Consider the following 24,075-nt stretch of genomic DNA (forward strand, 5'->3'; position numbering starts at 1 on the left):
ATAACCAAGAATAACAACGGGAACTGATACCAATCGAAAAGGAGAAGCTATGTTAGGCAAACTAACCAAATTCGGTCTGGCGGCAGTTGTGGCGGGAACGATGACCATGGGCGCAGCATTTGCGCAGGACGGCAAGCCGGTAAAAATCGGCTGGGCACCTTGGTCGGATGCCGAATTCGTCACCAAACTCGCCAAGAAGCTGATCGAAGACAATCTCGGCCAGAAGGTTGAGCTGGTTCAGACAGACGTGGCCCCACTTTATCAGGGCGTGAGCCGTGGCGATATCGACGCCATGATGATGGCCTGGTTGCCGGAAACGCATGCTGATTACTATGCGCGCGTGAAGGACAAGGTCGAAGACCTCGGCCCGCTCTATGAAGGCGCGAAGCTTGGCTGGATCGTTCCCGCTTACATTCCGGAAAGCGAGATCAGTTCCATTGAAGATCTGAAGAAGCCGGAAGTTCGCGAGAAGCTGAAGGGTGAAATTCAAGGCATCGATCCGGGCGCAGGTCTCACGCGTCTATCGCAGGAAGCGATCAAGAAATACGGGCTGGACTACAAGCTCAATATTTCGAGTGAAGCGGCCATGTTGACGACGGTTGATCGTGCCACGCGTTCTGATGGCTGGTTCGTGGCAACGTCGTGGAGCCCGCATTGGATGTTCGGCAAGTACAAGCTGCGTTACATTGCCGATCCTGAAGGCGCACTCGGCGGGGCCGAACATATCGACGCCATCGCGCGCAAGGGCTTCAAGGAAGACAATCCGAAGGTTGCTTCGCTGCTGACCAAGATGAGCATTCCGATCAGCGAGCTCGAAGCTGCGATGTTCGATGCGCAGGAAACGTCCTATGAGAAGGCCGTCGATAAATATATCGCGGACCACCCCGACCGCATCAAGGAATGGCTGGCTGAATAATCAGCTCGGTAAGAAAGCCCCGGTTTTCCGGGGCTTTTTCATATCCTATCCTCTTCGAGCAATCAGAATCCCCGATATCACGATGATACCGCCCAGAGCCTGTAACATGCCGATGGGTTCCGACAGGATAGTCCAGGCAAGAAACGCCGCGACGACCGGTTGTAGAAGCAGGGTGAGTGACGAAAATGATGCCGGAAGATAGGCGAGGGCATAAGCGATCATGCTCTGGCCTGCGGCATGGGTTACCCATGCGAGGCCTGCGAGAATAAGCCAGCCATAGAGCGTAGCAGGCAGTATCTGACCTTCCATGAAATACGCAACCGGCAGCGAAAAGACGGCGGCAATTGCGCTGCTCCACAGCATGATGCGCATGGTGGAAAAGCGGCTGCGCAAGCGGCCAACCGAAAGGATGTAACCGGCATAGAAGACTGCGGCCAGAAGCGCCATCGCATCGCCGGACGATTGGGACTGGAGAAGCTCGCCCGGACCACCCTTTAGCACGACGACGCCAATGACAGCGACGGCAAGGCCGATCATGAAGGACGTGCTCACGCGCGATTTGAAAAGCAACCAAGCGCCCAATGTCACGAAAATCGGCGCCATGTTGGCAAGCAGCGTGGCATTTGCAACGGATGTCATGTGCAGCGACAAGTGCCACGCGCCGAGATCGAAGGCGATGAACAGACCGGGCAGGGCGAGGCGCAAACAGTCGGACAGCGTGAGCGGGGTAGTATCCTTTTCGTCGCGCCGTTCGCGACCATCCATGAGCAGAAGCGGTAATACTGCGAGTGCAAGACGCCAGAAGCCTGTTGCGAGCGGACCCACCTCGGAAAGCCGGACAAAGATCGGCGAGCTGCCAATAGCGATTCCGCCAACGATCAGAGCGGTCATCGCCAGACGTTGCGCATTGGTAGGAGCGGGGCTTGTGGCGGTGGTATGCGACATTTTCAAACTCAAAGTTACGCCGAAAATGTTCCGCTGCCCGCGCAATGCACGCAGCTAAAGAACGACTGTCGGCTTTGGACTGAACTGGTCATGGAGAATGTCGAGCACATTTCTTCCACTATCCGCGTTCCGAATATTGTTCTTCATGTCGCAAAAGAATGGGAATAGAGAAAATTTTACCCGCGACATTGATATGACGCGGGCTTGCTTATTCCTCTTTGAGGGAGGCGTCCAGCATTGGGTTATGGCAGAAACCGGAAATTTCATCACGTTCTGTTCAATAGATCGCAAATTCCATGAAAAAGCGCCCTTGAGGGGCGCTTTCCAATTATCAGCGAGAATAGGGCGAATAGCACTGTCTGCGCGGCCCGTTATAGGGCTGGAATGTATTGTCGGACGAGCGATAGGACCGGTAGCGGTTATAGCACCATTGTACATGCGCATTTGACATCCGCGGTGCGCGATAAACAGGGCGAGGCTGGCTTATTGCGCCGCCAATGATCGCCCCTGCACCGAACGCGGCCAGTGGATACCACCACCCATCGCTATGGCGACGATAGCCGTGGCGATAATGCCGATAGCCGCGATGTCCGTTCCAATGTCCCGGCCGGTTGGGCCTGTGGCCATGATAATGACGCGGCGGGCGGCGATGGTCGCGCACCTGTTCGACATTCTGGTTGAGGGCCGGGCGATCCAGATTCATAGGGGCAGCCATCGTCGGTGCGATGGACGTTGCTCCAAAGATCAAAGCGAACGCCCCGACACAGCTTTGCTTGAAGATATTCACGTGCAGCCCTCCGTCTTAAATGATCAGGGTAAACGCTTGAAATATCGCTTTGTTCCCGCTTATTTAAGAACCCAAAAGCCGGGCTTTCACAGTTCCGGGCGGGGTTGGACAATCCCCAAAATGAAAGGGAGCAGGCTCCTCCCCAAGAACCTGCCCCCCAATGCATCGCCCCCCGCCATAGGTGGTGCGATGCTTACCTCTCGTGGCTTTTGCCATGTCTGAATTCAGCGTGTCAGACCTTACCTTCGAGTGCAGCATTTAGCAACTTCAACGCGCGTTCTTTTGTCAATTCAATCGGGTTGCCGCCAGCGGTTGGATCGACGATAGCCATCTCGGCAATCAGGTCCTTCCGCGCATTGTCCATTTCGAGACCCTTGATGAATTCAGGGAGTGTGTTGGGGACGCCCAATTCGGTACGCAACTTCATGATAGCTGCCAGAAATCCGTCAAAGCCGCCCTTGATGCCGAGATAATCGGCAAGCCGTTTTATACGCTTTTCGATGGCGGATCGGTTCTGGAGCAGGACATAGGGCATGAAAACCGCATTCGTCATGCCATGATGGGTATCATAGAGGGCACCGATGGGATGCGACAGCGAATGAATTGCGCCGAGCCCTTTTTGGAAGGCTGTTGCACCCATCGCCGCCGCCGCCATCATGTTCGCGCGCGCTTCAATATTCTTGCCATCGGCATAGGCGGTAGGAAGGTTTTCAAAAACCAGACGGATACCTTCCACCGCGATGCCATCAGCCATTGGATGAAATCCCGGAGCACAATAGGCTTCAAGGCAGTGCGCCAGCGCATCCATGCCTGTACCTGCGGTGATGAAGGGCGGCATCCCGGTGGAAAGCTCAGGATCGGCAATGACTGTGACCGGCAGCATCTTCGGGTGGAAAATGACCTTCTTGGTATGGGTCGCTTCGTTGGTCAAAACGCCTGCGCGGCCAACTTCTGATCCGGTGCCAGCAGTGGTGGGCACGGCAATGATCGGTGCAATTGCTTTGCTGTCGGCGCGGGTCCACCAGTCACCAATGTCTTCGAAGTCCCAGACCGGTCGCGTCTGTCCTGCCTGAAAGGCGATCAGCTTGCCAAGATCCAGCGCCGAGCCGCCGCCAAAGGCGATGACGCCATCATGCTTGCCGCTTTTGAAGACCTCAACGCCTGCATAGAGATTGCTTTCGACCGGGTTTGGCTTCACGTCGGAGAAAACCCCATGCTTCACACCGGCTTCGTTCAGAATAGCAAGCGTGGACGCCACCACAGGAAGTTTTGCCAGGCCGGGGTCAGTCACAAAGAGCGGGTTCTGAATGCCAGCGGCCTTGAGGACAGCAGGCAATTCCTTGATGCGGCCTGGGCCAAAAAGCACGGTGGTGGGGAAATTCCATTTGGCAGTCAAAGTGGTCATGTCGATTGCTTTCCAGAAATTCAATTCAGATCAGATTTTCTCACGCAGGTGGAAGGATTTCGGGCGCGTGAGATTGTTGTAGCCGATGGGTGACAGGGCAGCCCCCTTGCCAGTGTCTTTCACCCCGGTCCAGACAAGTGCGGGATCGAGATAATCACAACGGTTCATGAAAACCGTGCCTGTTTCGATATGATCGCCGAGAGTAGCGGCGTGGTCCGTGTCTGCCGTCCAGAGCGAAGCTGTCAGGCCATAGATACTGTCGTTCATCAGCGCGAGGGCTTCCTCGTCGTTGCGCACTTTCATGATGCCGACGATGGGGCCGAAGCTTTCTTCACGCATGACGCTCATCTGGTGATCGACATTGGTGAGCACTTCCGGCGCGACATAGGGCGAACCTGCGCGGTCGTTCTCGACGCTCATGTTGACGTGGGCCTTCGCACCCTTGCGCAAGGCTTCCGCTTTCTGCTCGCGGATAAGATCGGCAAAGCGCGCCTGTGCCATTGGGCCGAGCGTCGTTGAACTATCCAGCGGATTGCCGACGACATACTGCTTCGTCAGGTCGATGAAACCATCGACGAAGCGGTCATAGACTGCTTCATGAACATAGATGCGCTCGATCCCGCAGCAGCACTGGCCGGAATTGAAGAAGGCGCCATCGACCAGATTGGCGACGGCATGGTCCAGATTGACATCGGGCAGCACATAGGCCGGGTCCTTGCCGCCAAGCTCCAGCCCGAGCGTCATGAAGGTGCCTGCGGCAGCCTTTTCGATGGCGCGCCCCCCGCCGACCGAGCCGGTGAAATTCACATGGTCGATCGTGCCCGATGCGAGCAGCTTTTCCGTCGATGCGTGATCGAGAACGATGTTCTGGAAGACACTCTTGGGAAGCCCGGCCTTTTCAAACGCTTTTGCAAAGCGTTCACCGGCCAGAAGCGTCTGCGTTGCGTGCTTGAGGATCACGGTGTTCCCGGCCATAAGTGCGGGAATGATTGTGTTGACAGCCGTTAGATAGGGATAATTCCACGGCGCAATCACCAGAACAATGCCGAGCGGCACGTGCTTCACATACCGGCGGAAGCCATCCTTTTGCATAGGCATATAGGGTTTCAGCGCTTCTTCGGCGATATCGATCATATATTGACCGCGTTCCTGCACGCCGCCGTTCTCGCCGCCATAGCGCGTTGGCCGTCCCATCTGCCATGCGATTTCAGGGGTAATTTCGTCCTGCATCCCGGCGAGTGCATCCAGCGCGGCCCGGCAATAGTGCGCGCGCTCATTGATACTCAGTTGAGCCCAGCCGGTTTGCGCATCGCGTGCAGCCGCCACCACCGAGGCGATTGCAGCCTCGCTTAAAAAAGGACGCTCGGCATAAACCGAGCCGTCTATCGGAGAGATGATCTTGGCCGTGCCGCTCATCTGCAATTTCCTTTGAAGTCTGGCATTGCGTTATTCATTTCGGGATTGGTTGCGCGGGTCAATAGCGCTCGAACCCGCGATGCAACTCCCAGTCGGTTACGCGCCGATCATATTCGATCTGTTCCCAATGGGCGGTGTGGACGTAGTGGTTGACGACTGCTTCTCCGAGAGCCTCCTTGAGGAACGCGGAGTTTTTGAGCGCCTGTGCGGCTTCGCGCAGCGTATACGGAATTTCCTTCAGTTTTACCGCACTATAAGCATCGCCGACGAAAGGCTCGTCGAGTTCCAATTGTTCATCGATGCCCTGCAGGCCCGATGCGATGAGCGCTGCAAAAGCCAGATATGGATTGAGGTCAGCGCCGCCGATGCGGCATTCGATGCGGATGCCTTTCGTTCCTTCACCGCAAAGGCGGAAACCTGCAGTGCGGTTATCCTGGCTCCACATGATTTTCGTTGGCGCAAAGGTTCCCGCCTGAAAGCGCTTGTAGGAATTGATGTAGGGCGCCAGGAAATAGGTATAGTCGGTGGCGTATTTGAGCTGTCCGGCCACCCAGGAACGCATCAGCGGTGTCATGGTATAGGGCGCTTTCGGATCGAAGAAGAGCGGCTCCTTGCCGTCGGCGCTCCAGATGGAATTGTGCACATGGCTTGAGCTTCCAGCCTTGCTGTAATCATACTTGGCCATGAAGGTGATGCATTTGCCGTGCGCTTCAGCGATTTCCTTCATTGCGTTCTTCATGATGACATGGCGGTCCGCCATTTCGAGCGCTTCGGCGTAACGTACATTCAGCTCTTCCTGTCCCGGCCCCCATTCGCCCTTGGAGTTTTCGACCGGGATGCCGGCTGCTGCAAGCTGGTTGCGCATTGCGCGCAGGACCGGCTCCTCCTTGGTGGTCAGGTGGATGACATAATCCTGCACATAAGGCGAAGCCGTTTCCATATCCTGCCAGTGCTTGGCGCGGGCCGTCTTGTAAGTCTCGTCGAAGAGGTAGAATTCAAGCTCGGACGCGAAATAAGCGCGATAGCCGCGCTCGTGCAGGCGTGCGAGCTGCTTCTTGAGGATAGCGCGCGGGGAATGCGCCAGATCCTGATGATCGTGGTGATCGAGCACGTCACAAAGCACGATGACGGTCTTTTCCAGCCATGTGGCGACACGCAGGGTCGAAAGGTCTGGCTTGATGACAAAATCACCATAGCCCTTGTCCCATCCGGCGGCCTCATAGCCTGGCACAGGCTCCATATCGATATCGTCGGCGAGGAGATAGTTGCAGCCATGGGTCTCGTCGTAACCAGATTCCACGAAGAACTGTCCGTAGAAGCGTTTGCCGATCAGGCGTCCCTGCATGTCCACAAAACATGCGAGCACCGTATCGATTTCATCGTTTGCAACGGCTCTTTTCAATGCATCGAAAGTCAACTGTTCGGCCATTTATGCTCGCTCCAGAACGGAAAAAAGTGATGGACGCGGCACAGTGTGCCGCGTCCAAAATTCTCATGCGTAGCGGTAAGGCGCACCCGCACCTCGCATGGTTTCTTGATATTTTTTCAGGATCGCGACGACTTTGGCGTTGCGTTCGCTCTTCTGTGCGATGTCGTCCCAGAATTCCTGTGCAGCATCTTCGATCTGCTTCCATTCCGATTCCGGAATAGTCGTCAGTTCCAGCTTCCCGCCAGTGGTGCGATAATGAGCCTCGCCCCACCAGTACCAGTGCTGGCGGTAATAGTGCGATGAATCCATCGCCAGCTTGAACAGGGTCTTCAGGTGATCCGGCACGGCTTCCCATTTCTCCGTATTCGCGAAATAGGAACCAGCCCATGCACCGTTGATGTTGTTGGTCAGATAGTACTTGTTGATGTCGGCCCAGCCGACCGTATAGGCCTCGGTCGCACCACACCATGCAACGCCGTCGAGTTCGCCCGTCTGGATGGCAACTTCAATATCTTCCCATGGCAGCGTGACGGGCACGACGCCGAATTTGGTCAGGAAGCGACCGCCGGTCGGGAAAGTGAAGACGCGAAGTCCTTGCAGGTCCGCGACGCTGCGGATCGGTTTGGTGGTCACGAAGTTGCAGGGGTCCCAGGAACCGGCGCTAAGCCATGTAACTCCTGGAATCTCCTTATAGGCTTCTTCCCAGATTTCATTGAGCCCATACCAGTTGAACAGGGCGGGCACATCGAGGCTGTAGCGTGATGCGAAGGGGAAGTAAGCCCCGAACACTGCGACATCGACTGGAGACGCCATGGAGTCGTCGTCGCTTTGCGCGGCGTCGATTGTGCCGGACTGAACGGCACGGAACAACTCACCCTGCGGCACGAGTTGGTCGGCAGTATAAAGTTCGATCACCATGTCGCCATTGGCAGCCTTGTTGAAGGCGTCGATAGACGGCTTGATGACGTGCTCTGCAAGTGCCGGACCCGCATAGGTCTGGAGCCGCCATTTGATCGGGCTTTGTGCCCTGACATACGGCGTTGCAAGTGTACTTGCACCCAGCGCGCCAACGGTCGTCAGCCCGGCTTTCTTGAGAAAATCGCGTTTGTTAAGCTTGCTATTCTCACTCATGCCCATTCTCCCACTCTTGTTTGAGTTCACCCTTTATTTGTCCCGGTCTGGCCCTTCGGGCTCTTGTCACCGGCTTATGCGTATTCTCCCGTAATTATCGTCATCGTCCTGTGTACCAGTTGGGCAACCACATCGCGATCTGCGGAAAGATCATCAGGATAATGATGGTCAACACCATGAGGAAGAAGAACGGCACGATTGAACGATAGATGTCTATCAATGTGACTTCCTTCGGCGCCAAGGCCCGCATCATGAACAGATTGTATCCGAAAGGCGGCGTGATATATGCGATTTGGCAGGTGATCGTGTAGAGCACGCCGAACCAGATGGCGTTAAAGCCGAGGCTCTTGACCAGCGGTATGTAAAGCGGCGCCACGATGACCAGCATTGCCGTGTCATCAAGGAACATGCCCAGTATGATGAACGAAAACAGCATCAATATCAGGATTGTCCACGGCGACAGATCGAAGGTATGGAGCAATACGCTTTCGATCGCTTTCACCGCTCCGAGACCATCATAGACGGAAGAGAAGCAGAGTGCGGCCAGAATGATCCAGAGGAACATGCAGGTGACGGTGAGACTGTTCCGTGTCGTGGTTTCCCAGACAATCTTGTTGAGGCGTCCGGTGAAAAGCGCGGCAAGTGTCGCGAGCAACGCGCCGACGGCGGAGCTTTCCACAAGGCTGGTAACGCCTGTGAGGAACAATCCCATCATTGCGCCGAAAACCACGAGCGGAAGAATGCCCGCGCGTAGCGCGACAAAACGGTCGTGCCATGTGATCCTGTCCAGTTCTTCCTGCGGCAAAGTCGGTCCGAGTTCGGGCTGGATGCGGCAGCGTATGTAGATATAGATCGCAAAGAGCGCGGCCATGAGAAGGCCGGGACCAATCCCTGCGAGCCAGAGCTGCAGAACCGGCTGCCGGGCAATCATTGCGTAGAGAACCAGCACCACGCTTGGCGGAATGAGAATGCCGAGCGAGCTGCCAGCCTGAATGACGCCCGTTACCATAACCTTGTTGTAGCCACGCTTGAGAAGCTCCGGCAGAGCTACGGTCGCGCCAATGGCCATGCCCGCAACACTCAGGCCGTTCATGCAGGAAATGATGACCATCAGGCCGATCGTGCCCAGTGCCAGACCGCCGCGAATGCCGCCGAACCACACGTGGAACATGCGGTAGAGATTGCTGGCAATCCCCGATTCCGAGAGCATGTAACCCATGAAGACAAAGAACGGCACTGTGATAAGCGGATACCAGTTCAACACCGCAAAGGTGGCATTGTACGGCATCTCGAACGAGCCTTTGCCCCAAAGCAGGAGCGCGGCGAGCGAGCCGACAAAACCGATCACGCCGAATACGCGCTGCCCGGTCATGAGCAGCACCATCATGGTTGCAAACATGAAGAGCGTTATGAATTCCGAACTCATATGTGATGCCCTTCCTCAATGGTGGGACCCGCAATGGTGCTGATTGGCTTTCCACGCAGGGAGGCCCAGTCCTTGAAGAAATTGGAGACGCATTGCAGTAGCAGCAGCAAAATACCGACGGTCATGATGAGCTTGATCGGCCATAGAAGCGGAGCCCAGGCAGTATAGTTTTTCTGGTTGTAAACGATGGCGTAGTTGGTCGATGAAATGCCGCCGGCGACCATCACACCGAGATAGAAGATGATGAACAGGATGGTGATCATGTCGGTGATCATTTTCCTGCGCGGTGAAAGACGGTCGAAGAACAGGTCCATACGTACATGCGCGCCTTGCTGCATGGCGTAGGCGCCGCCGAGCAGATAATAGGCAGAGAGCAAAAACTGGGACATTTCCAAGACCCAGTTGACCGGCACGCCGAGAACCACGCGTGAAAAAGTCGAATATAGAAGGCAGGCACCGAGCACGAAGAAGAGATACATCGCAAAGCGCCCGACGTAGTAATTCACTGCATCAACATATTTGACGAACAGTCTGATCGGCTTCGGCATTTTCCGCTCCTTCAGGCTTTCTGTTCCGTGTTGTGGGGGCCAATTGCTTTCGCAATGTCCTTCAATATCGTTGCGAGTTTTTCGGCCCAGTCGGCCTGCGCCGGACCATCGGCAATCTCATTGTTGCGAAGTTCGATCATCACGCAGGGCGCATTGCGCGGGCGGGCGTGCCGCTCCAGCGTGTAATAGACGCGGTCCGCCGGCGAATAGGGCTCGTTGACACCGACATTGAGGTTTAAGTCTTTCTGCAGCGCGGCAATCAGCGGTTTGCCAATCCGGTCATCTTCATCGTGTATGATACCGATTTGCCAGGGGCGGGGGATGTCGCGATAGACGGGCGTGAAGGAATGGATCGTCACGATCCAGGATGACAGTCCTCGTCGCGCACGATCTGCAATTACGTGTTCGACAGTAGTGTGGAATGGACGATGCGAAAGATCGATACGCGCCAAATGTTCCATGGAATTGAGCGCGTGATTTCCGGGGACCACGGTCGTCTCGCTGATTTCCGGAATGAGGTCGTGAGCGTCGAGTGGACGATTGCAATCGATCAACAGTCGCGAAAGCTGGCTTTCGACGAGAGGCGCATTAAGAGACGTAGCGAGATGTCTTGCGACTTCCACCGCGCCGGGGTCCCAGGCGATATGAGCCTGCAATGCATCGGCGTTCAGTCCGAGCCCGTCGAAAGTCTCGGGAATGAAATTGGATGCGTGCTCGCAGACAAGAAGATAGGGACTTTCCCCATCCTTGTTGAAGACAGAAACAGGCTCGCACGAAGCCGTGCGATGTTCTCGCTCGTCCGTCATTCTGTTTGTTCCCCGCGCTGTAACTTATGTTACGTTTTTTCCAATTATGCGCTATTGCGGATTATTTGATACGTCCTATGATTATTTGTCAAACACAATTTCGCCCAAATTCAAAAAGGGCGTTCAGGAACGGAAAGTGCTGTGCCGGTGCATGCAAGCGTTGCGGAGCTGATCAATGAGCGGATCGATACAATGCCGGCAGGCGAGCGCAGTGCCGCACAGACGCTGATCGCCAACTACCCGATGCTGGGGCTAAAAACCGTCGCGGAGTTTTCTGCTTTGGCCGGTGTCAGCTCCCCTACGATCTTGCGCTTTGTCAACAGGCTCGGGTTTCAAAGCTATCCTGATTTTCAGGCGCGATTACAGGATGAGCTCGCAGCCCAGTTGCAATCGCCGCACCATCGGAACGAACAGCCGGGAACAGGGCCAGACACAGCCTATCCGGCTGTGGAGCACACGCTGGAGAATATCCGTGAAAGCTTTCGGCACCTCGGTGAAAAGCAACTGCGCCAGGCCGTGTCCGCTTTGAGCGACGGGAGAGGAAATGTCTATCTCATTGGTGGACGCTTCACCGATCCCATTGCGCAGTATATGGCGGCGCATATGACTGTCATTCGTCCGCACGTCTTTCATTTGGGCGGACAGGAGAGCGTGTGGCGTGACCGTCTTCTCGATATGGGGAAGCGCGACGTTCTGGTGGTTTTCGATATTCGTCGTTATCAGGACAGCCTTCTGAAGCTCTCTGAGAAGGCGCGGGCGCGAGGGGTAGAAGTCATCCTTGTGACCGACCAGTGGCTTTCGCCGATTGCACGCGTGGCGCGGCATGTTCTGGCAGGACGTACAGCCGTGCCGTCAGCCTGGGATTCGTCGGCAGCACTCTTTGTACTGGCAGAAACGGTCATTCGCGAAATGACCAGAATGCTGGAAAAGGACAGCGCGGCCCGCATTGCGGAACTTGAAGGGCTACGTTGATACGAGGTTTCAGTACGCAGTTTATTCCAGCCCGCAGGCCCGCAGAAACAGCGCCGAAACTTCCTTCTCGATCCGTTCAATGTCGAGCGGTTCGTCCTTGTCGAGTTCCATCATGCTGCGGACCTGTGCTTCAAAGTCGGCATAATGCTGGGTAACAGCCCATATATGCATTTGAAACAGTAGGGGATCGACAGGCTTGATGCGGCCGTCATCCACCCATGACTGGATAAGTTTCACCGCATTATGGGTGGCAGAGACATGTTTTTTCCAATGGCGGCTCAGATATGGAGCGCCATTGGCAATTTCGGTGGTGAAAAGGCGTGAAGCCTTGGGATTCTTCTGACTATACTCGAGCTTAGCACGGATATATTGCCGGATCACTTTGGCAGGATCATCCTCAGTATTGGCGCCGAGGAATATCTCTTCCCACTCGTCGAGAATATAGACGATGATATCCTCGTAAAGCTCTTCCTTGCTCGAAATATAGTAGTGCAGTTGAGGCTTGGTGAGACCGGCGCGATGCGCAATGCCTTGCGTGGATGCCCCCGCAAGACCTTTTTCGGCAAATTCGTCAATCGCAGCAGCCCGTATTGCGCCGAGAATGCGCCGCCTGCGTCCGAGAACCTTGTCCCGTCCGGTCAGTTCGGTGTGACCATTCTCGTCGCCGTTGCTCATCCATACCTGCCGCGATTGAGGTGGGGTTATTGGCCCAGCTTCTTCTTGATGTCGAGTCCCACGCCCTTGTTTACGAAGGCATCGGTCGCGACCTTGCTCATGTCGAGTTCGTCGCCGCTGACAATCCCTGCCTTACGGGCGAGTTCGTAGAACGCCTTGACGCGATCCATCGAGATTGCGCCAATTCCCTTTTCAAGCGTGTCGCCGCTATCGATGAGCTGAAGGTTCTTGATCCGCTCCAGTTCCGCATCGAGCGTTTCCTTGCTCATGTCCGGATTATCTTTCAGGATCAGTTCATAGGCTTTGCTGCGGTCGCCATAGAGGAAATTGGTCCAGCCCTCGATGGAAGCACTGACGAAGCGCTGTACCAGGTCGGGGTTCTTTTCGATCAGATCCTGACGGGTTTCGATCGTGTTGCCGTAGGTGCTGTAGCCGTAGTCGGCGAGGAGATAGGTCGTAACCTTCGCGCCTTCTTTTTCGGCATAGATCGGCTCAGCGGTCGCATAGGCCTGCTGCACGACTTTCTTGTCATTGAGGAACTGGGCGAGGCTATAGCCATAAGGGCGCAGCTGTTCGTCCTTGAAGCCAAAGTCCTTGACGAGCCATGGCCAGAATGAGAACTGGCCGTCCTTCGAAATCAGGATCGTTTCGGCATTGGTCAGATCCTTGAAATCCTTGTACGCACCTTCATGTGCCATCAATGCCTGCGGGTCTTTCTGGTAAAACGCGGCAACAACCGTCGTTGGTACGCCGTTAGCGACGTTGTTGAACGACAGAAGCAGATTTCCGGTCAGCAGGAAGTCGAGACGGCCTGCGGCAAGCATCGGGCGATTGTTGACCTGCGGTCCGCCCATTTCGATTTGCACGTCGAGGCCGTATTTCTCATAGGTGCCATCGGCAAGGGCCTGATAAAAGCCGCCGTGACCGGCTTGTGCGAGCCAGTTGGTGCCGAGTGTCACCTTGTCAAGCGCATAGGCCATCTGTGCGGAAAGGCCCATGGAAAGTGCGGCCAGCGCCGCAACCAGTGTCTTTTTCATATTGGTTCCCCTTGTTTTAATCAGTCAAAGCCATGTCGGCGGTCCAGCCGCGCGTTTTGCCCGGATTGAGCAGGCCGTACGGGTCGGCCAGTTTTTTGAATTCGATCTGGACGCTGTCGATCTCTTTCATGCCGCCATCCTCGATGGTGTAGGCATGCGGATCGTAGATGTCGCAGCCGTCAACCTGCTCCAGTTCCTTGATCAGGCGGTACATCTCGTCACGGCCTTCAAAGCGGACAAGCGGAAGCGCGAAAATCTGCACTTCTCCTTCAAGGCGCGCCATTTCATGATGCATATATTGTGTTTCGCCGTAGCGCTCGATCTGGCGTGTCACTACATCGACGTCAAACGGACGCGGATAGGCGACCTGCAGATAGGTCCAGCCTTCCTCGGCTTTCAGCGCCTGCAAGGTTGTGTGGTTCCAGCCGCACTCATAAGCAGGCTGCAAACCATTCTTGTGCAATTCATCCAGTGTCATGGCGAAGGAAATCTTGCCGCCAAATTCAGTGGCGAGCGCTTCGAAACGAGCCATTTCTTCCGGGGCAATCATGGCAAAAACCGCATCCTTGTCGGATGGGAACAGATCGCCGAACTTGGTGTAAAAGCGTGCAAAACGGCGATCAACTGTGGTCAGAAGATAGCAGTCAAGATTGTCTTCCAGTGCCTTGAGGCAGAAGTTGAGCGTTGCCTCGTAACTATCGAACAAGGCAGCAGTATGTATCCAGTCGGTCGCCTTGGTAAGACCGATTTCCAACTCCAGAATGATGCCGTTGGTGCCATAGGCATGCTGGACTTTATGAATGTCGCGTCCGCTCAATTCGATAATTTTCGGCTCCGGTTCGACAGTCAGAACCTTGACCGAATAGACATTGCCATCGTCGCGCAACATGCCGTGACGCAGTGAGCCGATGCCGCCTGAACCGCCTGAGAAAAAGCCGCCAATCGTGGCGATGCGGCGGGTCGACGGATACATCAACAGTTCCTGACCGGTTTCGCGCACGGCATCGTCAAGACGCGAAATGCGTGCCCCGCCTTCAACGCGCACCTTGCCCGGCTCGATGGCGATGATGCGGTCGATCTTGGTCATGTCGAGAATGACACCGCCTTCAAGGGGCACGCACTGGCCGTAATTGCCGGTGCCGCCGCCGCGAACCGTGATCGGAATGCGCAGTTTCGCAGCTGCTGCCGCCACGCGGCGCACTTCGTCCTGATCCTTCGGAATAACGACGAGGTCACCGACATAGTGGCCGATATCTTCGGTCAGGATCGGGCTGTACCAGAAGTAATCGCGCGAGCGCAGTTCGACCTGCTTTGGGTCGTCGTATGTGCGAATTCCGTCGATTTCGGCGCGGAATGCGGCCCAGTCGTAGATGCGCTGTGGAGCGGCAGAATTCATGTGGCTCTCCCGTTGATTTGAGTTGTGGCAACGCCATCGCGCCAGACGACGCGGCGGGCCTGCGGGCGGCTGATGAGATCGTTCAGGTCTACTGCATCGTGCCAGACAAAACTGGCCACGCCACCTGCCTGCGGTTGCTGCACGTTTTCGCTGCCAATAAGGCGGGCGGGCAGGGTGGTGATGCTGTCGAGCCAGTCCTGCGGCTCGACGTGGCAGACCGGCGCGGCAAGGCGGAGTATGGCAAGCGGATCATAATCGCCGTAAGGATAGAATGCATCGCGGACATTGTCGGAACCGAGCATGACATTCATTCCCGCTGCGCGCGCTTCCTTAAGCGGGGCAACACCGCGCAGGCGCGGAGACTTCCCGCCGATCCGATCTTGCAGATAGAGGTTTGTCGTGGGCAGCGAAACGAGTGCCGTGCCTGCATCTGCGGCAGCGCCTAGGATGTGCTGCAGTTCGTCCGGCATGCGCAATGATAGCGAGCAGGCATGGCCGCATAGCACCCGGCCAGCCATGTCATGGAGTTTGGTCGCCGATACGATCAGCGAAAACCCGTTTGCTTCGACATCCAGACCTTCATCGACATGGAAGTCGAGGTTGAGATCATGCTGCACGGCGAGGCGGAACATTTCTTCAATTTTGGCTTCAAGATCGGCGTTGCGATAGAAGAACGCGCCGAACACGCCGCTGTCTTTTGCGACACGGGTCGCGATTTGCGAGCCTGCATCAAGCACCAGATCACCGTGGACAAGTGCCGCCAGCTGAAGGTCGATCCGGTCTTCCCATTCGTGGCGCAGTTCGTTCAGAACAGGCCATGCAACGGGAACTTCCGGCGTCGTCCAGTCCACATGGCTACGCATTGCGCCGACGCCTTGTTCGAACGCTGCTTCAAGGCCTTTGCTAGCGCGGATACGGATATCTTCCGCGCTCCAGTTCCTCCGGTCCGTGCTCATCAGGTCTATGGCGTCGAACAGGCAATCCACTCTGGCGCTGCCGTTTTCCGCAATGCGCTGGATCGTGAACGTCTTGTCGAGATGGACGTGGACATCCGCGAAAAGTGGAGTGACAAGTCCGCCACCCACAACTTGCGACGGCAAAAGCGAGGCGATGCGATCACCGCCGATCTTGATGTCGTAGTGCCCGGAAAGTCCGGCTATGGCGACGCCAGCCAGCATTTTAGCGCTCACGACGGATTTCGCTTTCATGCCAACGCCCGAGGACGAGGCGCGACAGCCAGCTTGTGATAAGGAAAATCACGATGCCGAGCAGCGAAACGAGGAAAAGCGCGGCAAACATGCGCGGAATTTCGTTGCGGAAGCTCGATTCCAGAATACGCGAGGCAAGACCTGTGCTTTGGCCTGCCGTACCGGCAACGAACTCAGCCACAACTGCACCGATCAGTGACAGGCCACCGGCGATTTTCAGTGCGGCCATGAAATAGGGCAATGCGCTCGGCGCTAGCAGATAGCGCAAGCGCTGCCATGGAGAAGCGCGGTAGAGTTTGAACAGATCGCGCAGATTATGGTCGGCGCTGCGCAATCCAATCACCGTGTTGGAAAGGATCGGGAAGAACGCCACGATCCAGGCGCAGATCAACAAGGCTGAAAATGTATCGCGCACATAGATAAGGATGAGCGGTGCGATAGCGATGACCGGTGTGACCTGAAGGATAACGGCAAAGGGAAAGAACGCCATTTCAATCGGGCGCGACAGGGCGAAGATCATGCCGAGCAGAACGCCGCCAATAATGGCGCAGGCCAGTGAGATCAGCGTCAGCTTGACCGTGAACCACATGGAGGCCATCAGGGACGGACCATCCTTGTAGAGCGTTTCCGCGACCAGGGAGGGGGCAGGGATCAGGTAATGCGGCACCTGATAATAACGGACGAGACCCTCCCATATGCCGAGCGCGATGATGATTGCCATTGTCGGCATGACAATGCGCAAGGTGCGATCACGTCGGGCTAGGCGATCCTGTTCGGAATTGAGAACGGGCAGTTCGTTTTGCATCTGGTTCATTTGCATGTCCTCAGTGATCAATATCTTCAGAGGAAAGCGTCGCGGTCAGCGCATCGGAAACCTTGGCGCAATATTTCGCATATGCATCTGTCGTGCGGTAATTTTCAGAGCGGGGGTAGGAGCCGATGATCGGTATATCGGCAACCACGCGGCCCGGCCTTGCCGCCATGACGATAACGCGGTTGGACAGATAGACCGACTCGTAAACGCTGTGGGTAACGAAGATAACCGTCAGGCCGTGTTCCTGCCAAAGACGCAGCACGTCATTGTTGAGCTTGAAGCGCGTCATTTCATCGAGCGCTGCAAAAGGTTCATCCATCAAGAGAAGACGCGGACGTGTAACCAGCGCGCGGGCGATGGAAACGCGCATTTTCATGCCGCCTGAGAGCTCTCGCGGAAAAGCCTTGGCAAAGCGTGACAGGCCAACTTGTGCCAGAGCTTCTTCAACGCGCGGGGTCGCTTCCTTGCGGGAAATACCAGTGAGACGCAGCGGCAGATAGACATTGTCGAAGACGCTGGCCCAAGGCATCAGCGTCGGCTCCTGAAAAACGAAGCCTATATCCTGAGCGCCGATAGGTCCCTTGCCGGGAGCGTGGCCGTTAACGCGGATATCACCGGCGGAAATCGATTCCAAACCGGCGATCATGCGCAGCGCAGTGCTCTTGCCGCAGCCCGAGGGGCCAAGAAAGCTGACGAACTGGCCTTGCTCGATCTTGAGCGACATGTCGCTCACAGCCATCACGCCGGTGCCATATTGCTTGTAGACGCCGTCAATCTCGATCAGAGAGGACGGAGCTTGCGAGTTGGGGGACACGCTCATTATCCTTACCAGGCTGGTTGATTGTCGAGCCAGGAAAGCGGCGCTCGTTCGATCTCCGCCAGCACCTCGACCAAACGCTCAGCGGCAAAATCGATGGTCGCTCGACCTTTTTCGGCAGTCGCGAGCGTTGCGTCGCCAGCGGCGCCATAAGGATTGATATCCTGAATCTGCCAGGCAGGCTTTGCACCGCCGCTCAGTGAAAGATGCTTGAAATCACTTGCAAAAGTTTCCGTAAGTGTACGGAAATCCTGTGCTTTCGACATGTCGACAAGATCGGGATGCATTTCCAGCATCACCGAGGTTTCCATGTCCCCGGCATGAATGCCATGCTTAGCGTCGTGGTCGCTGTAGACACCTTCCGGCATTCCAAGGCCGAACCAGTTTATGCTCACCACCATCATATTGTGGCGAATGCGAAGCTCTCGTGCGACGATATCCATGACACTGATCTGGCCGCCATGGCTGTTGAGAAGCGCCATTTTGCGGACGCCGCTTGCTGCCACGCAGCCACCGATTTCGCACCACATTCGTATGATCGTCTCTGCCGAGAACGTCAATGTGCCGGGGTAAAGGCTGTGCTCGTTGCTCTTGCCGATGGCCTGCGTCGGCAGGAAAAGCGCGTGGCTTGTTTCAGGCAGGCGGGCGATTGTTTCCTTCACCATACCATCGACAATAGCAGCATCGACCGCCAGCGGCAGGTGAGGTCCGTGCTGTTCGATTGCGCCGACGGGCAGAACCGCCACAAGCTTCTCGCGATCGAGGCGGGAGAATGCCTCGCTCGTATAATCGGACCAATATCGTTTCAAGATTGCAACTCCTACACGCTCGGGCCAAGGGCGTTAGAGCGCATCCCGAAAAGTGTGAAACGGTTTTCGGAACAAGATGCGCGTCAAACCAGATTTGATGCATCCTACTAAACAATCTGACCGATCGGTCAAACTAAATGTTTTAAATATTCAGATTGCGTGCAATTAAGGTGTGAATCCGTGGCTATTTGGTCACGTGACGGGCCGCGACACGTTTATGATGTGCGGAAATTTCCGGAGGTCCTATGGACGACAGATGCATTATCATTGGGGCTGGCCATGCCGGTTCGCAGGCTGCTATCAGTCTTCGGCAGGAAGGCTATGCAGGCGAAATCATTCTCATCAACGACGAAACCGATATTCCCTACCATAAGCCGCCGCTCTCCAAATCCTATCTGAAAGCTCCGGAAGGCGGCGGTCTGGTGCTGCGTCCAGAAGCAACTTATCGCGATAATAATATCGAGATGCTGTTCGGCCATCACGTCGAAAACGTATCGATTGCAGACAAGACAGTCGCGCTTGATGATGGACGCGTGTTGAACTGGTCTGAACTGATCTTCGCAACCGGCGCACGCGCGCGCATTCCCAATGTATCGGGCGTCGAGCTTGAAGGTGTCTTCACGCTGCGCCGGATGGAAGATGCACGTCGCATCGCAGCAGCAATGCCGAATGTCGAGAACGTCGTCATTATCGGCGGCGGTTTCATTGGCCTTGAAATGGCCCATAGTGCAATCGCACTTGGCAAAAAGACGGTTCTGATCGAGGCCGCGCCTCGTGTGCTGGGCCGTTCGGTTGCAACGCATATCTCCGCCCATGTGGAAGAACGCAGCCGCGCCGCCAACATCACACTTTTGACCGGTCTCGGTGTCACGGCAATCGAGGGTGAAAATAACCGTGTTACCGGCGTGAAAGCGGCGGACGGCATGATATTCCCGGCGGATATGGTCGTGATCGGCACTGGCGCGGTGCCAAATGTCGAGCTTGCGGTAACGGCGGGACTTGCAATCGACAACGGCATTGTTGTCGACGAGAACCTGCGTACGTCTGCCAGCCATGTTTATGCCATTGGCGACTGCGTGAGTTACGATCACTTTCATGCCGGTCGCCGGGTGCGGCTGGAATCGGTGCAAAACGCGACCGATCAGGCAAAGCATGTGGCGCGCACCATTGTCGGGCGCGGAACGCCGTTTCGGGAAGTCGCCTGGTTCTGGTCCGATCAGGGCGATATGAAGTTGCAGACGGCAGGACTTTCCTTCGATGCTGATCGGCATATCCTTTCGGGGAACCCGGAAGAAAATGCGTTCTCCATCTTCCATTTTGCCGGTGACAGGCTTGTGGCTGTCGATTCCATCAACCGCCCCGCGGACCATATGATTGCGCGCCGTCTGCTGGCCGCAGGTATTAATCCGACCGAGGCTGATATTGCAGCCGGAGCCGCACGGCTGAAAGAAATGCTGGCTGCAGCGCCGAAATCTTGAGGAATCACTATGAACAGTTTGAAACATCTGCTGCCCGCCGACATGGCGGCGCCCTTTGCCGCCTACAGTCATGGCGTGAAAGTTAAAGCCAATGCTGAAATGATTTTCTGTTCCGGCCAACTGGGTATCGCGCCCGATGCAAGCGTGCCGGAAGATGCAGGCACTCAGGCCGAACTCTGTTTCGAGAATATTCGCCGTATTCTGCGCGATGGCGGCATGGAGCTCTCCGATGTCGTGCGTATCAATGCTTACGTCACGGATCGGGTTTACATGCGTCCTTATATGGATGTTCGCGACAGGCTGTTTCCCCAGCCAGCGCCAGCCTCAACGCTGATGATCGTTTCCGGTTTCACGCGTGAGGAATTCAAGGTCGAAATCGAGGTGGTTGCGGCCAGATAGTCACTTGCCGCTGAGCCGTCAAAGCGCCGCAGCAAGGCGTATCGCCTTTGCCTGAAAGGAGTGGTAGGGTTGTCCGACATCCTCCATTCCCTTCAGGCCCATTCATGTCCAAAATTCAACCTTCGGCTTCATCGCCGGAAATTTCGCCGCGTTCGTCTGCACGATTGGCGGAACTGGCGCTTGCCATCGGCGGCTTCGGTATAGGCACCGGTGAATTCGCGATTATGGCGCTGCTGCCCGATATCGCTCGCGATCTTAATGTGACCATTCCGCAAGGCGGCCATCTCATCAGTTCTTATGCGCTTGGTGTTCTGATCGGCGCGCCGGTGCTGGCCGTGATTGGCGCAAGGCTCGACCGCCGCAAACTCCTCTTCCTGCTTATGGGGCTGTTCGCTTTCGGTAATCTCGCAAGCGCATTCATGCAGGACTATGGCGGTCTTTACATGATGCGGTTCGTTGCGGGTTTTCCTCACGGAGCCTATTTCGGCGTCGCTTCACTTGTCGCCGCATCCTTGGCGGAACCGGGCAAGCGCGCTCAGGCTGTAGGGCGGGTCATGATGGGGCTGACCATTGCGACGTTGTGCGGGACACCGCTTGCGACCTCTCTCGGCCAGATTGCCGGATGGCGTGCAATGTTCGGGTCGGTTGGCTTGATTGCAATTCTGACCATGGTGCTGGTCGCGATCTATGTGCCTAGACAGCCCGCAGGCGAAGGAGCATCACCTTTGCGCGAACTGGGAGCGTTCCGTCGCAAGCAGGTCTGGCTGACGCTCGGGATTGGTGCAATCGGCACTGGTGGCCTGTTTTCGGTCTTTACCTATGTTGCGGCGACAGTCACCGAGGTTTCGCATGTCGATGTGAAATGGATGCCTTTCGTCTTCGCGATGTTCGGTCTCGGTATGGTGCTTGGCAATATAGTTGGTTCGCGTCTCACAGATCGTTCTGTCATGGGAACGGTTGGTCTGGTGCTGCTCTATGATATGGCCGTTATGCTTGCTTTCCCCGTTCTCATGCAGCATCCGGCGACCGCGTTCTTGAACGTGCTTCTGGTCGGTGGTGGCTTTGCGCTCGTCCCCGCATTGCAAACGCGTCTGATGGATGTGGCGGCGGATGCGCAGACGCTTGCGGCAGCCCTCAACCATTCCGCGCTCAATCTCGCCAATGCGCTCGGTGCATGGCTCGGCGGTCTGGCGGTCGCATGGGGCTATGGCTGGACATCGACAGGAACAGTCGGAGCATTGCTCGCCTTGTCCGGTTTGATCGTCTTTGCAATCTCGGTTGCGTTCGACAGGCGCGGTGCGGCAAGGCCTGTCTCGCAAGAGGCTTAAAGCATGTCTCCCAAAAGTGGAAACCGCCTTCGCGGGGAGATCAGTCCAATGGACTGATCTCTAGTCCCGCTACGATGGGATAAGGACATGCACGAAAACAAAAGCTTAAAGCGCGTTGTGTGAATATGATAAATCGCGACACGCTTTAATGACGCCTCATAAACGAAAACACCCGTCGCGGGAGGAGGCGACGGGTGTTTTATGGGGAAGACCGGACTTGGGAGGAGGATATCCGGTCTTGAATCACCGAGGGAATGGGAGGAGGAGAAAACACCCCGGTGATATTCTGGAAACTGTAGGACCGCGCGGTTATAAAGATTCGCGATCCTTGAAGAAGGCCGATGCCTTCCAGAGGCGCTATTAGCGAGCAGCGGCCTTGCGTGCGACGAACGGGATTTCCGAAGGCAGGATGCCAAGGTCGTTCAGTTCACGTGGGCTCAGGCGGCTCAGTTCGTTTACGGTGTTACGGTAACGGCGCCAGTTGTTGTACGAGCGGATCAGGTTCATTTCTCTCACCTAGTAAAATCTTATCTCTTTGTTGCAAACAGCATATAGGCTCGAAGCATTTCGAATTGGAGAGACAGATTTGCATAGCTGCAATGCGTTAAAGCTTGTCAGTTGCACGGCTTTTGCGCAGCTTGGTCATTATGCGATCACAATCTGATGCCCTGTTAAGCAAATCGGCTGGATTCGGGCTGCTTCGGAAGCTAACTGGTTAAAACTTCTTTAAAAATTCACCGGTCTGAAAACCGCTCCACAAATTGTGGTGGAGACCCGCACCTCCAGCGGCTTTAGTTGCCGGTAAATGCGCGGTCTCGTCTGTGCCGCAATATGCATGTATTATAGAGTATAAATCTGAACCTCCCGTACGCCTTAAATTTTGTCGCAAAAGTCCGGGAAATCGTCGGTTAGAGACAACAATTCTACATGACTTGCGCGCCGGATTGGGTTAAGGGAGTTTCGTCGGGTGTCGGGACGCCATATAATGTGACGTTCTTGCACTGTCTGTCTGCGGGAGAGCGCCAATTGGCCGCCGAAGGGGAAATCGCCCGAAATCTCTCAGGTACAAGGAACCGCAGACGGGTAAGACAACTCTGGAAAGTCAGGGGCAACCCTGCGCCGAAGGTGTAAGTATAGCATTCTTGCTATGCGAGTCTCTCAGGCCTGAGACAGAGGGGCACGAAGCAACCGCATTTTGCGGAGGCACACGTGCGACTCTGGAGTTGTTATGGGCGATACCGCACATCTGAATACCCTGCCTTTGCAGGATCTGCATGAACAGGCTGGCGCGCGCTTCGGCGGCTTTGCTGGCTGGAACATGCCGATCACCTATCCGCTGGGCGTAATGAAGGAGCATCTTCATACGCGTGAACATGCGGGCCTTTTCGATATTTCTCATATGAAGCTGATCGAAATTTCGGGCGTGGAGGCAGCAGCGCTTCTTGCCGAAACCTGTCCGCTTGACCCGACTGTGTTGAAGGAAGGTCAGTCGAAATACACTTTCTTCCTCAATGATAACGGCGGTGTGCTGGACGATCTGATCGTCACGCGCCTTGGCGAAGACCGTTTCATGGTCGTCGCTAACGCTGGCAATGCCGATGCCGATATCGAGCATCTGAATGAAGCCGCATCGGGTAAGGACGTCAAAGTCAATCCGCTCGACCGCGTATTCCTCGCCATTCAAGGCCCGGAAGCGGAAGCCATCATCAATGATGCCGGTCTGGCCGGTGCCGAGCTTGCTTTCATGAGCGGCTTTGAACCCAAAACTGGCTGGTTCATGACCCGTTCGGGCTATACCGGCGAAGACGGTTTCGAGATCGGCCTGCCAGCCGATGAAGCGCGTGTGCTTGCAACGAAACTGCTTGCCGACGAGCGCGTCGAATGGATTGGTCTTGCCGCTCGCGACAGTCTGCGCCTTGAAGCCGGTCTCTGCCTGCACGGTCAGGACATAACGCCGGAAACCGATCCTGTTTCGGCTGGCCTCATTTGGGCAATCGCCAAGCCTGTGCGCGAAAAGGCTGCATTCAACGGCGCAAAGGCCGTGCTGGACGCGATCGCCAAGGGCGCATCTGCCAAACGTGTCGGCCTCAAGCCGGAAGGCCGCCAGCCGGTCCGCGGTGGAGCTGATCTCTTTGATGAATCCGGTCGCCAGATCGGCACTGTTACTTCCGGTGGGTTCGGTCCATCGGCAGGATTTCCGGTTGCCATGGGCTATGTCGAGGCAAGTCTCGCTACCCCCGGCACACGTGTTTTCGCTGACGTTCGCGGCAACAAGGTTCCCGTTGACGTTTCGGCGCTTCCCTTCACTCCGCATCGCTATCGCAAAGGATAAT

The 24,075-nt window shown here is 56.0% G+C and carries 23 protein-coding genes and 1 riboswitch; of the genes, 6 read left to right on the forward strand and 17 right to left on the reverse strand.

Going from position 1 to position 24,075, the window contains the following annotated elements:
- Positions 1–49: 49 nt before the first annotated feature.
- Entirely contained in the window at positions 50–916 is an 867-nt protein-coding gene (locus tag F9K91_RS15630) for a glycine betaine ABC transporter substrate-binding protein (protein WP_010659072.1), read from the forward strand.
- A 45-nt stretch (positions 917–961) separates the two neighbouring features.
- Here the strand turns inward: F9K91_RS15630 and F9K91_RS15635 are convergent, their stop codons facing one another.
- The 9 genes from F9K91_RS15635 to F9K91_RS15680 all read right to left on the reverse strand — a co-directional run bounded on the left by F9K91_RS15635 (position 962) and on the right by F9K91_RS15680 (position 10,809).
- Entirely contained in the window at positions 962–1,861 is a 900-nt protein-coding gene (locus tag F9K91_RS15635; RefSeq protein ID WP_151650990.1) for a DMT family transporter, read from the reverse strand.
- Between the two features lie 331 nt (positions 1,862–2,192).
- Entirely contained in the window at positions 2,193–2,576 is a 384-nt protein-coding gene (locus F9K91_RS15645; protein ID WP_412842170.1) for a BA14K family protein, read from the reverse strand.
- A gap of 304 nt (positions 2,577–2,880) precedes the next feature.
- Positions 2,881–4,053 carry an iron-containing alcohol dehydrogenase gene (locus F9K91_RS15650; protein ID WP_151678156.1) on the reverse strand — a complete coding sequence of 391 codons (1,173 nt, stop codon included), beginning with the start codon at positions 4,051–4,053 and terminating at the stop codon, positions 2,881–2,883.
- Between the two features lie 30 nt (positions 4,054–4,083).
- On the reverse strand, positions 4,084–5,469 hold the full coding sequence (locus tag F9K91_RS15655) for an aldehyde dehydrogenase family protein (protein WP_151678157.1): 1,386 nt from the start codon (positions 5,467–5,469) through the stop codon (positions 4,084–4,086).
- A gap of 58 nt (positions 5,470–5,527) precedes the next feature.
- A complete protein-coding gene (locus tag F9K91_RS15660) occupies positions 5,528–6,898 on the reverse strand; it encodes a glutamine synthetase family protein (protein WP_151554470.1) in 1,371 nt (456 codons plus the stop codon).
- A 63-nt stretch (positions 6,899–6,961) separates the two neighbouring features.
- Positions 6,962–8,029, reverse strand: a complete 1,068-nt coding sequence (locus F9K91_RS15665) for a TRAP transporter substrate-binding protein (protein ID WP_061346993.1) — start codon at positions 8,027–8,029, stop codon at positions 6,962–6,964.
- A 100-nt stretch (positions 8,030–8,129) separates the two neighbouring features.
- The gene (locus F9K91_RS15670) at positions 8,130–9,455 is read right to left on the reverse strand and encodes a TRAP transporter large permease (protein ID WP_151554471.1); all 1,326 of its coding nucleotides are present in this window, start codon (positions 9,453–9,455) and stop codon (positions 8,130–8,132) included.
- The gene (locus tag F9K91_RS15675; protein WP_151554472.1) at positions 9,452–10,003 is read right to left on the reverse strand and encodes a TRAP transporter small permease subunit; all 552 of its coding nucleotides are present in this window, start codon (positions 10,001–10,003) and stop codon (positions 9,452–9,454) included. The genes F9K91_RS15670 and F9K91_RS15675 overlap by 4 nt, the downstream gene beginning before the upstream one ends.
- A gap of 11 nt (positions 10,004–10,014) precedes the next feature.
- On the reverse strand, positions 10,015–10,809 hold the full coding sequence (locus F9K91_RS15680; protein WP_151554473.1) for an N-formylglutamate amidohydrolase: 795 nt from the start codon (positions 10,807–10,809) through the stop codon (positions 10,015–10,017).
- 192 nt (positions 10,810–11,001) lie between these two features.
- On the opposite strand from F9K91_RS15680, the gene F9K91_RS15685 reads away from it, so the two are divergent.
- Complete coding sequence (locus F9K91_RS15685) at positions 11,002–11,781, forward strand: MurR/RpiR family transcriptional regulator (RefSeq protein WP_235913094.1); 780 nt, start codon at positions 11,002–11,004, stop codon at positions 11,779–11,781.
- Positions 11,782–11,802: 21 nt separating this feature from the next.
- Here the strand turns inward: F9K91_RS15685 and F9K91_RS15690 are convergent, their stop codons facing one another.
- The 7 genes from F9K91_RS15690 to F9K91_RS15720 are packed head-to-tail and all read right to left on the reverse strand — an operon-like array spanning position 11,803 to position 18,537.
- Complete coding sequence (locus F9K91_RS15690) at positions 11,803–12,456, reverse strand: TetR family transcriptional regulator C-terminal domain-containing protein (protein WP_151554474.1); 654 nt, start codon at positions 12,454–12,456, stop codon at positions 11,803–11,805.
- A gap of 26 nt (positions 12,457–12,482) precedes the next feature.
- On the reverse strand, positions 12,483–13,493 hold the full coding sequence (locus F9K91_RS15695; protein ID WP_151678158.1) for an ABC transporter substrate-binding protein: 1,011 nt from the start codon (positions 13,491–13,493) through the stop codon (positions 12,483–12,485).
- A 16-nt stretch (positions 13,494–13,509) separates the two neighbouring features.
- Positions 13,510–14,889 (reverse strand): FAD-binding oxidoreductase, encoded by a 1,380-nt coding sequence (locus F9K91_RS15700; RefSeq protein ID WP_151678159.1) that lies wholly within the window; start codon positions 14,887–14,889, stop codon positions 13,510–13,512.
- Positions 14,886–16,097: an amidohydrolase family protein gene (locus F9K91_RS15705; protein ID WP_235913084.1), complete on the reverse strand. Its 1,212-nt coding sequence runs from the start codon at positions 16,095–16,097 to the stop codon at positions 14,886–14,888. The genes F9K91_RS15700 and F9K91_RS15705 overlap by 4 nt, the downstream gene beginning before the upstream one ends.
- Positions 16,069–16,911: an ABC transporter permease gene (locus F9K91_RS15710; protein ID WP_192799196.1), complete on the reverse strand. Its 843-nt coding sequence runs from the start codon at positions 16,909–16,911 to the stop codon at positions 16,069–16,071. The genes F9K91_RS15705 and F9K91_RS15710 overlap by 29 nt, the downstream gene beginning before the upstream one ends.
- Before the next feature lie 10 nt (positions 16,912–16,921).
- Positions 16,922–17,731: an ABC transporter ATP-binding protein gene (locus F9K91_RS15715; RefSeq protein ID WP_151678160.1), complete on the reverse strand. Its 810-nt coding sequence runs from the start codon at positions 17,729–17,731 to the stop codon at positions 16,922–16,924.
- 5 nt (positions 17,732–17,736) lie between these two features.
- Positions 17,737–18,537 carry a creatininase family protein gene (locus F9K91_RS15720; protein WP_151678161.1) on the reverse strand — a complete coding sequence of 267 codons (801 nt, stop codon included), beginning with the start codon at positions 18,535–18,537 and terminating at the stop codon, positions 17,737–17,739.
- Between the two features lie 245 nt (positions 18,538–18,782).
- On the opposite strand from F9K91_RS15720, the gene F9K91_RS15725 reads away from it, so the two are divergent.
- The 3 genes from F9K91_RS15725 to F9K91_RS15735 all read left to right on the forward strand — a co-directional run bounded on the left by F9K91_RS15725 (position 18,783) and on the right by F9K91_RS15735 (position 21,742).
- Positions 18,783–20,015, forward strand: a complete 1,233-nt coding sequence (locus tag F9K91_RS15725; RefSeq protein WP_151678162.1) for an NAD(P)/FAD-dependent oxidoreductase — start codon at positions 18,783–18,785, stop codon at positions 20,013–20,015.
- Positions 20,016–20,024: 9 nt separating this feature from the next.
- Positions 20,025–20,414 (forward strand): RidA family protein, encoded by a 390-nt coding sequence (locus F9K91_RS15730; protein ID WP_151554480.1) that lies wholly within the window; start codon positions 20,025–20,027, stop codon positions 20,412–20,414.
- A gap of 104 nt (positions 20,415–20,518) precedes the next feature.
- A complete protein-coding gene (locus tag F9K91_RS15735) occupies positions 20,519–21,742 on the forward strand; it encodes an MFS transporter (protein ID WP_151678163.1) in 1,224 nt (407 codons plus the stop codon).
- Positions 21,743–22,102: 360 nt separating this feature from the next.
- On the opposite strand, the gene F9K91_RS15740 is transcribed toward F9K91_RS15735, so the two are convergent.
- Positions 22,103–22,249, reverse strand: coding sequence for a DUF1127 domain-containing protein (locus tag F9K91_RS15740; RefSeq protein WP_002965914.1), 147 nt, complete (start codon positions 22,247–22,249; stop codon positions 22,103–22,105).
- Between the two features lie 495 nt (positions 22,250–22,744).
- Positions 22,745–22,828, forward strand: a riboswitch (glycine riboswitch).
- 142 nt (positions 22,829–22,970) lie between these two features.
- On the opposite strand from F9K91_RS15740, the gene gcvT reads away from it, so the two are divergent.
- Positions 22,971–24,074 carry a glycine cleavage system aminomethyltransferase GcvT gene (gcvT, locus tag F9K91_RS15745; RefSeq protein ID WP_151678164.1) on the forward strand — a complete coding sequence of 368 codons (1,104 nt, stop codon included), beginning with the start codon at positions 22,971–22,973 and terminating at the stop codon, positions 24,072–24,074.
- Position 24,075 lies beyond the last annotated feature (1 nt).

The sequence above is a fragment of the Brucella tritici genome (assembly GCF_008932295.1).
Classification (GTDB): Bacteria; Pseudomonadota; Alphaproteobacteria; order Rhizobiales; family Rhizobiaceae; genus Brucella; species Brucella tritici.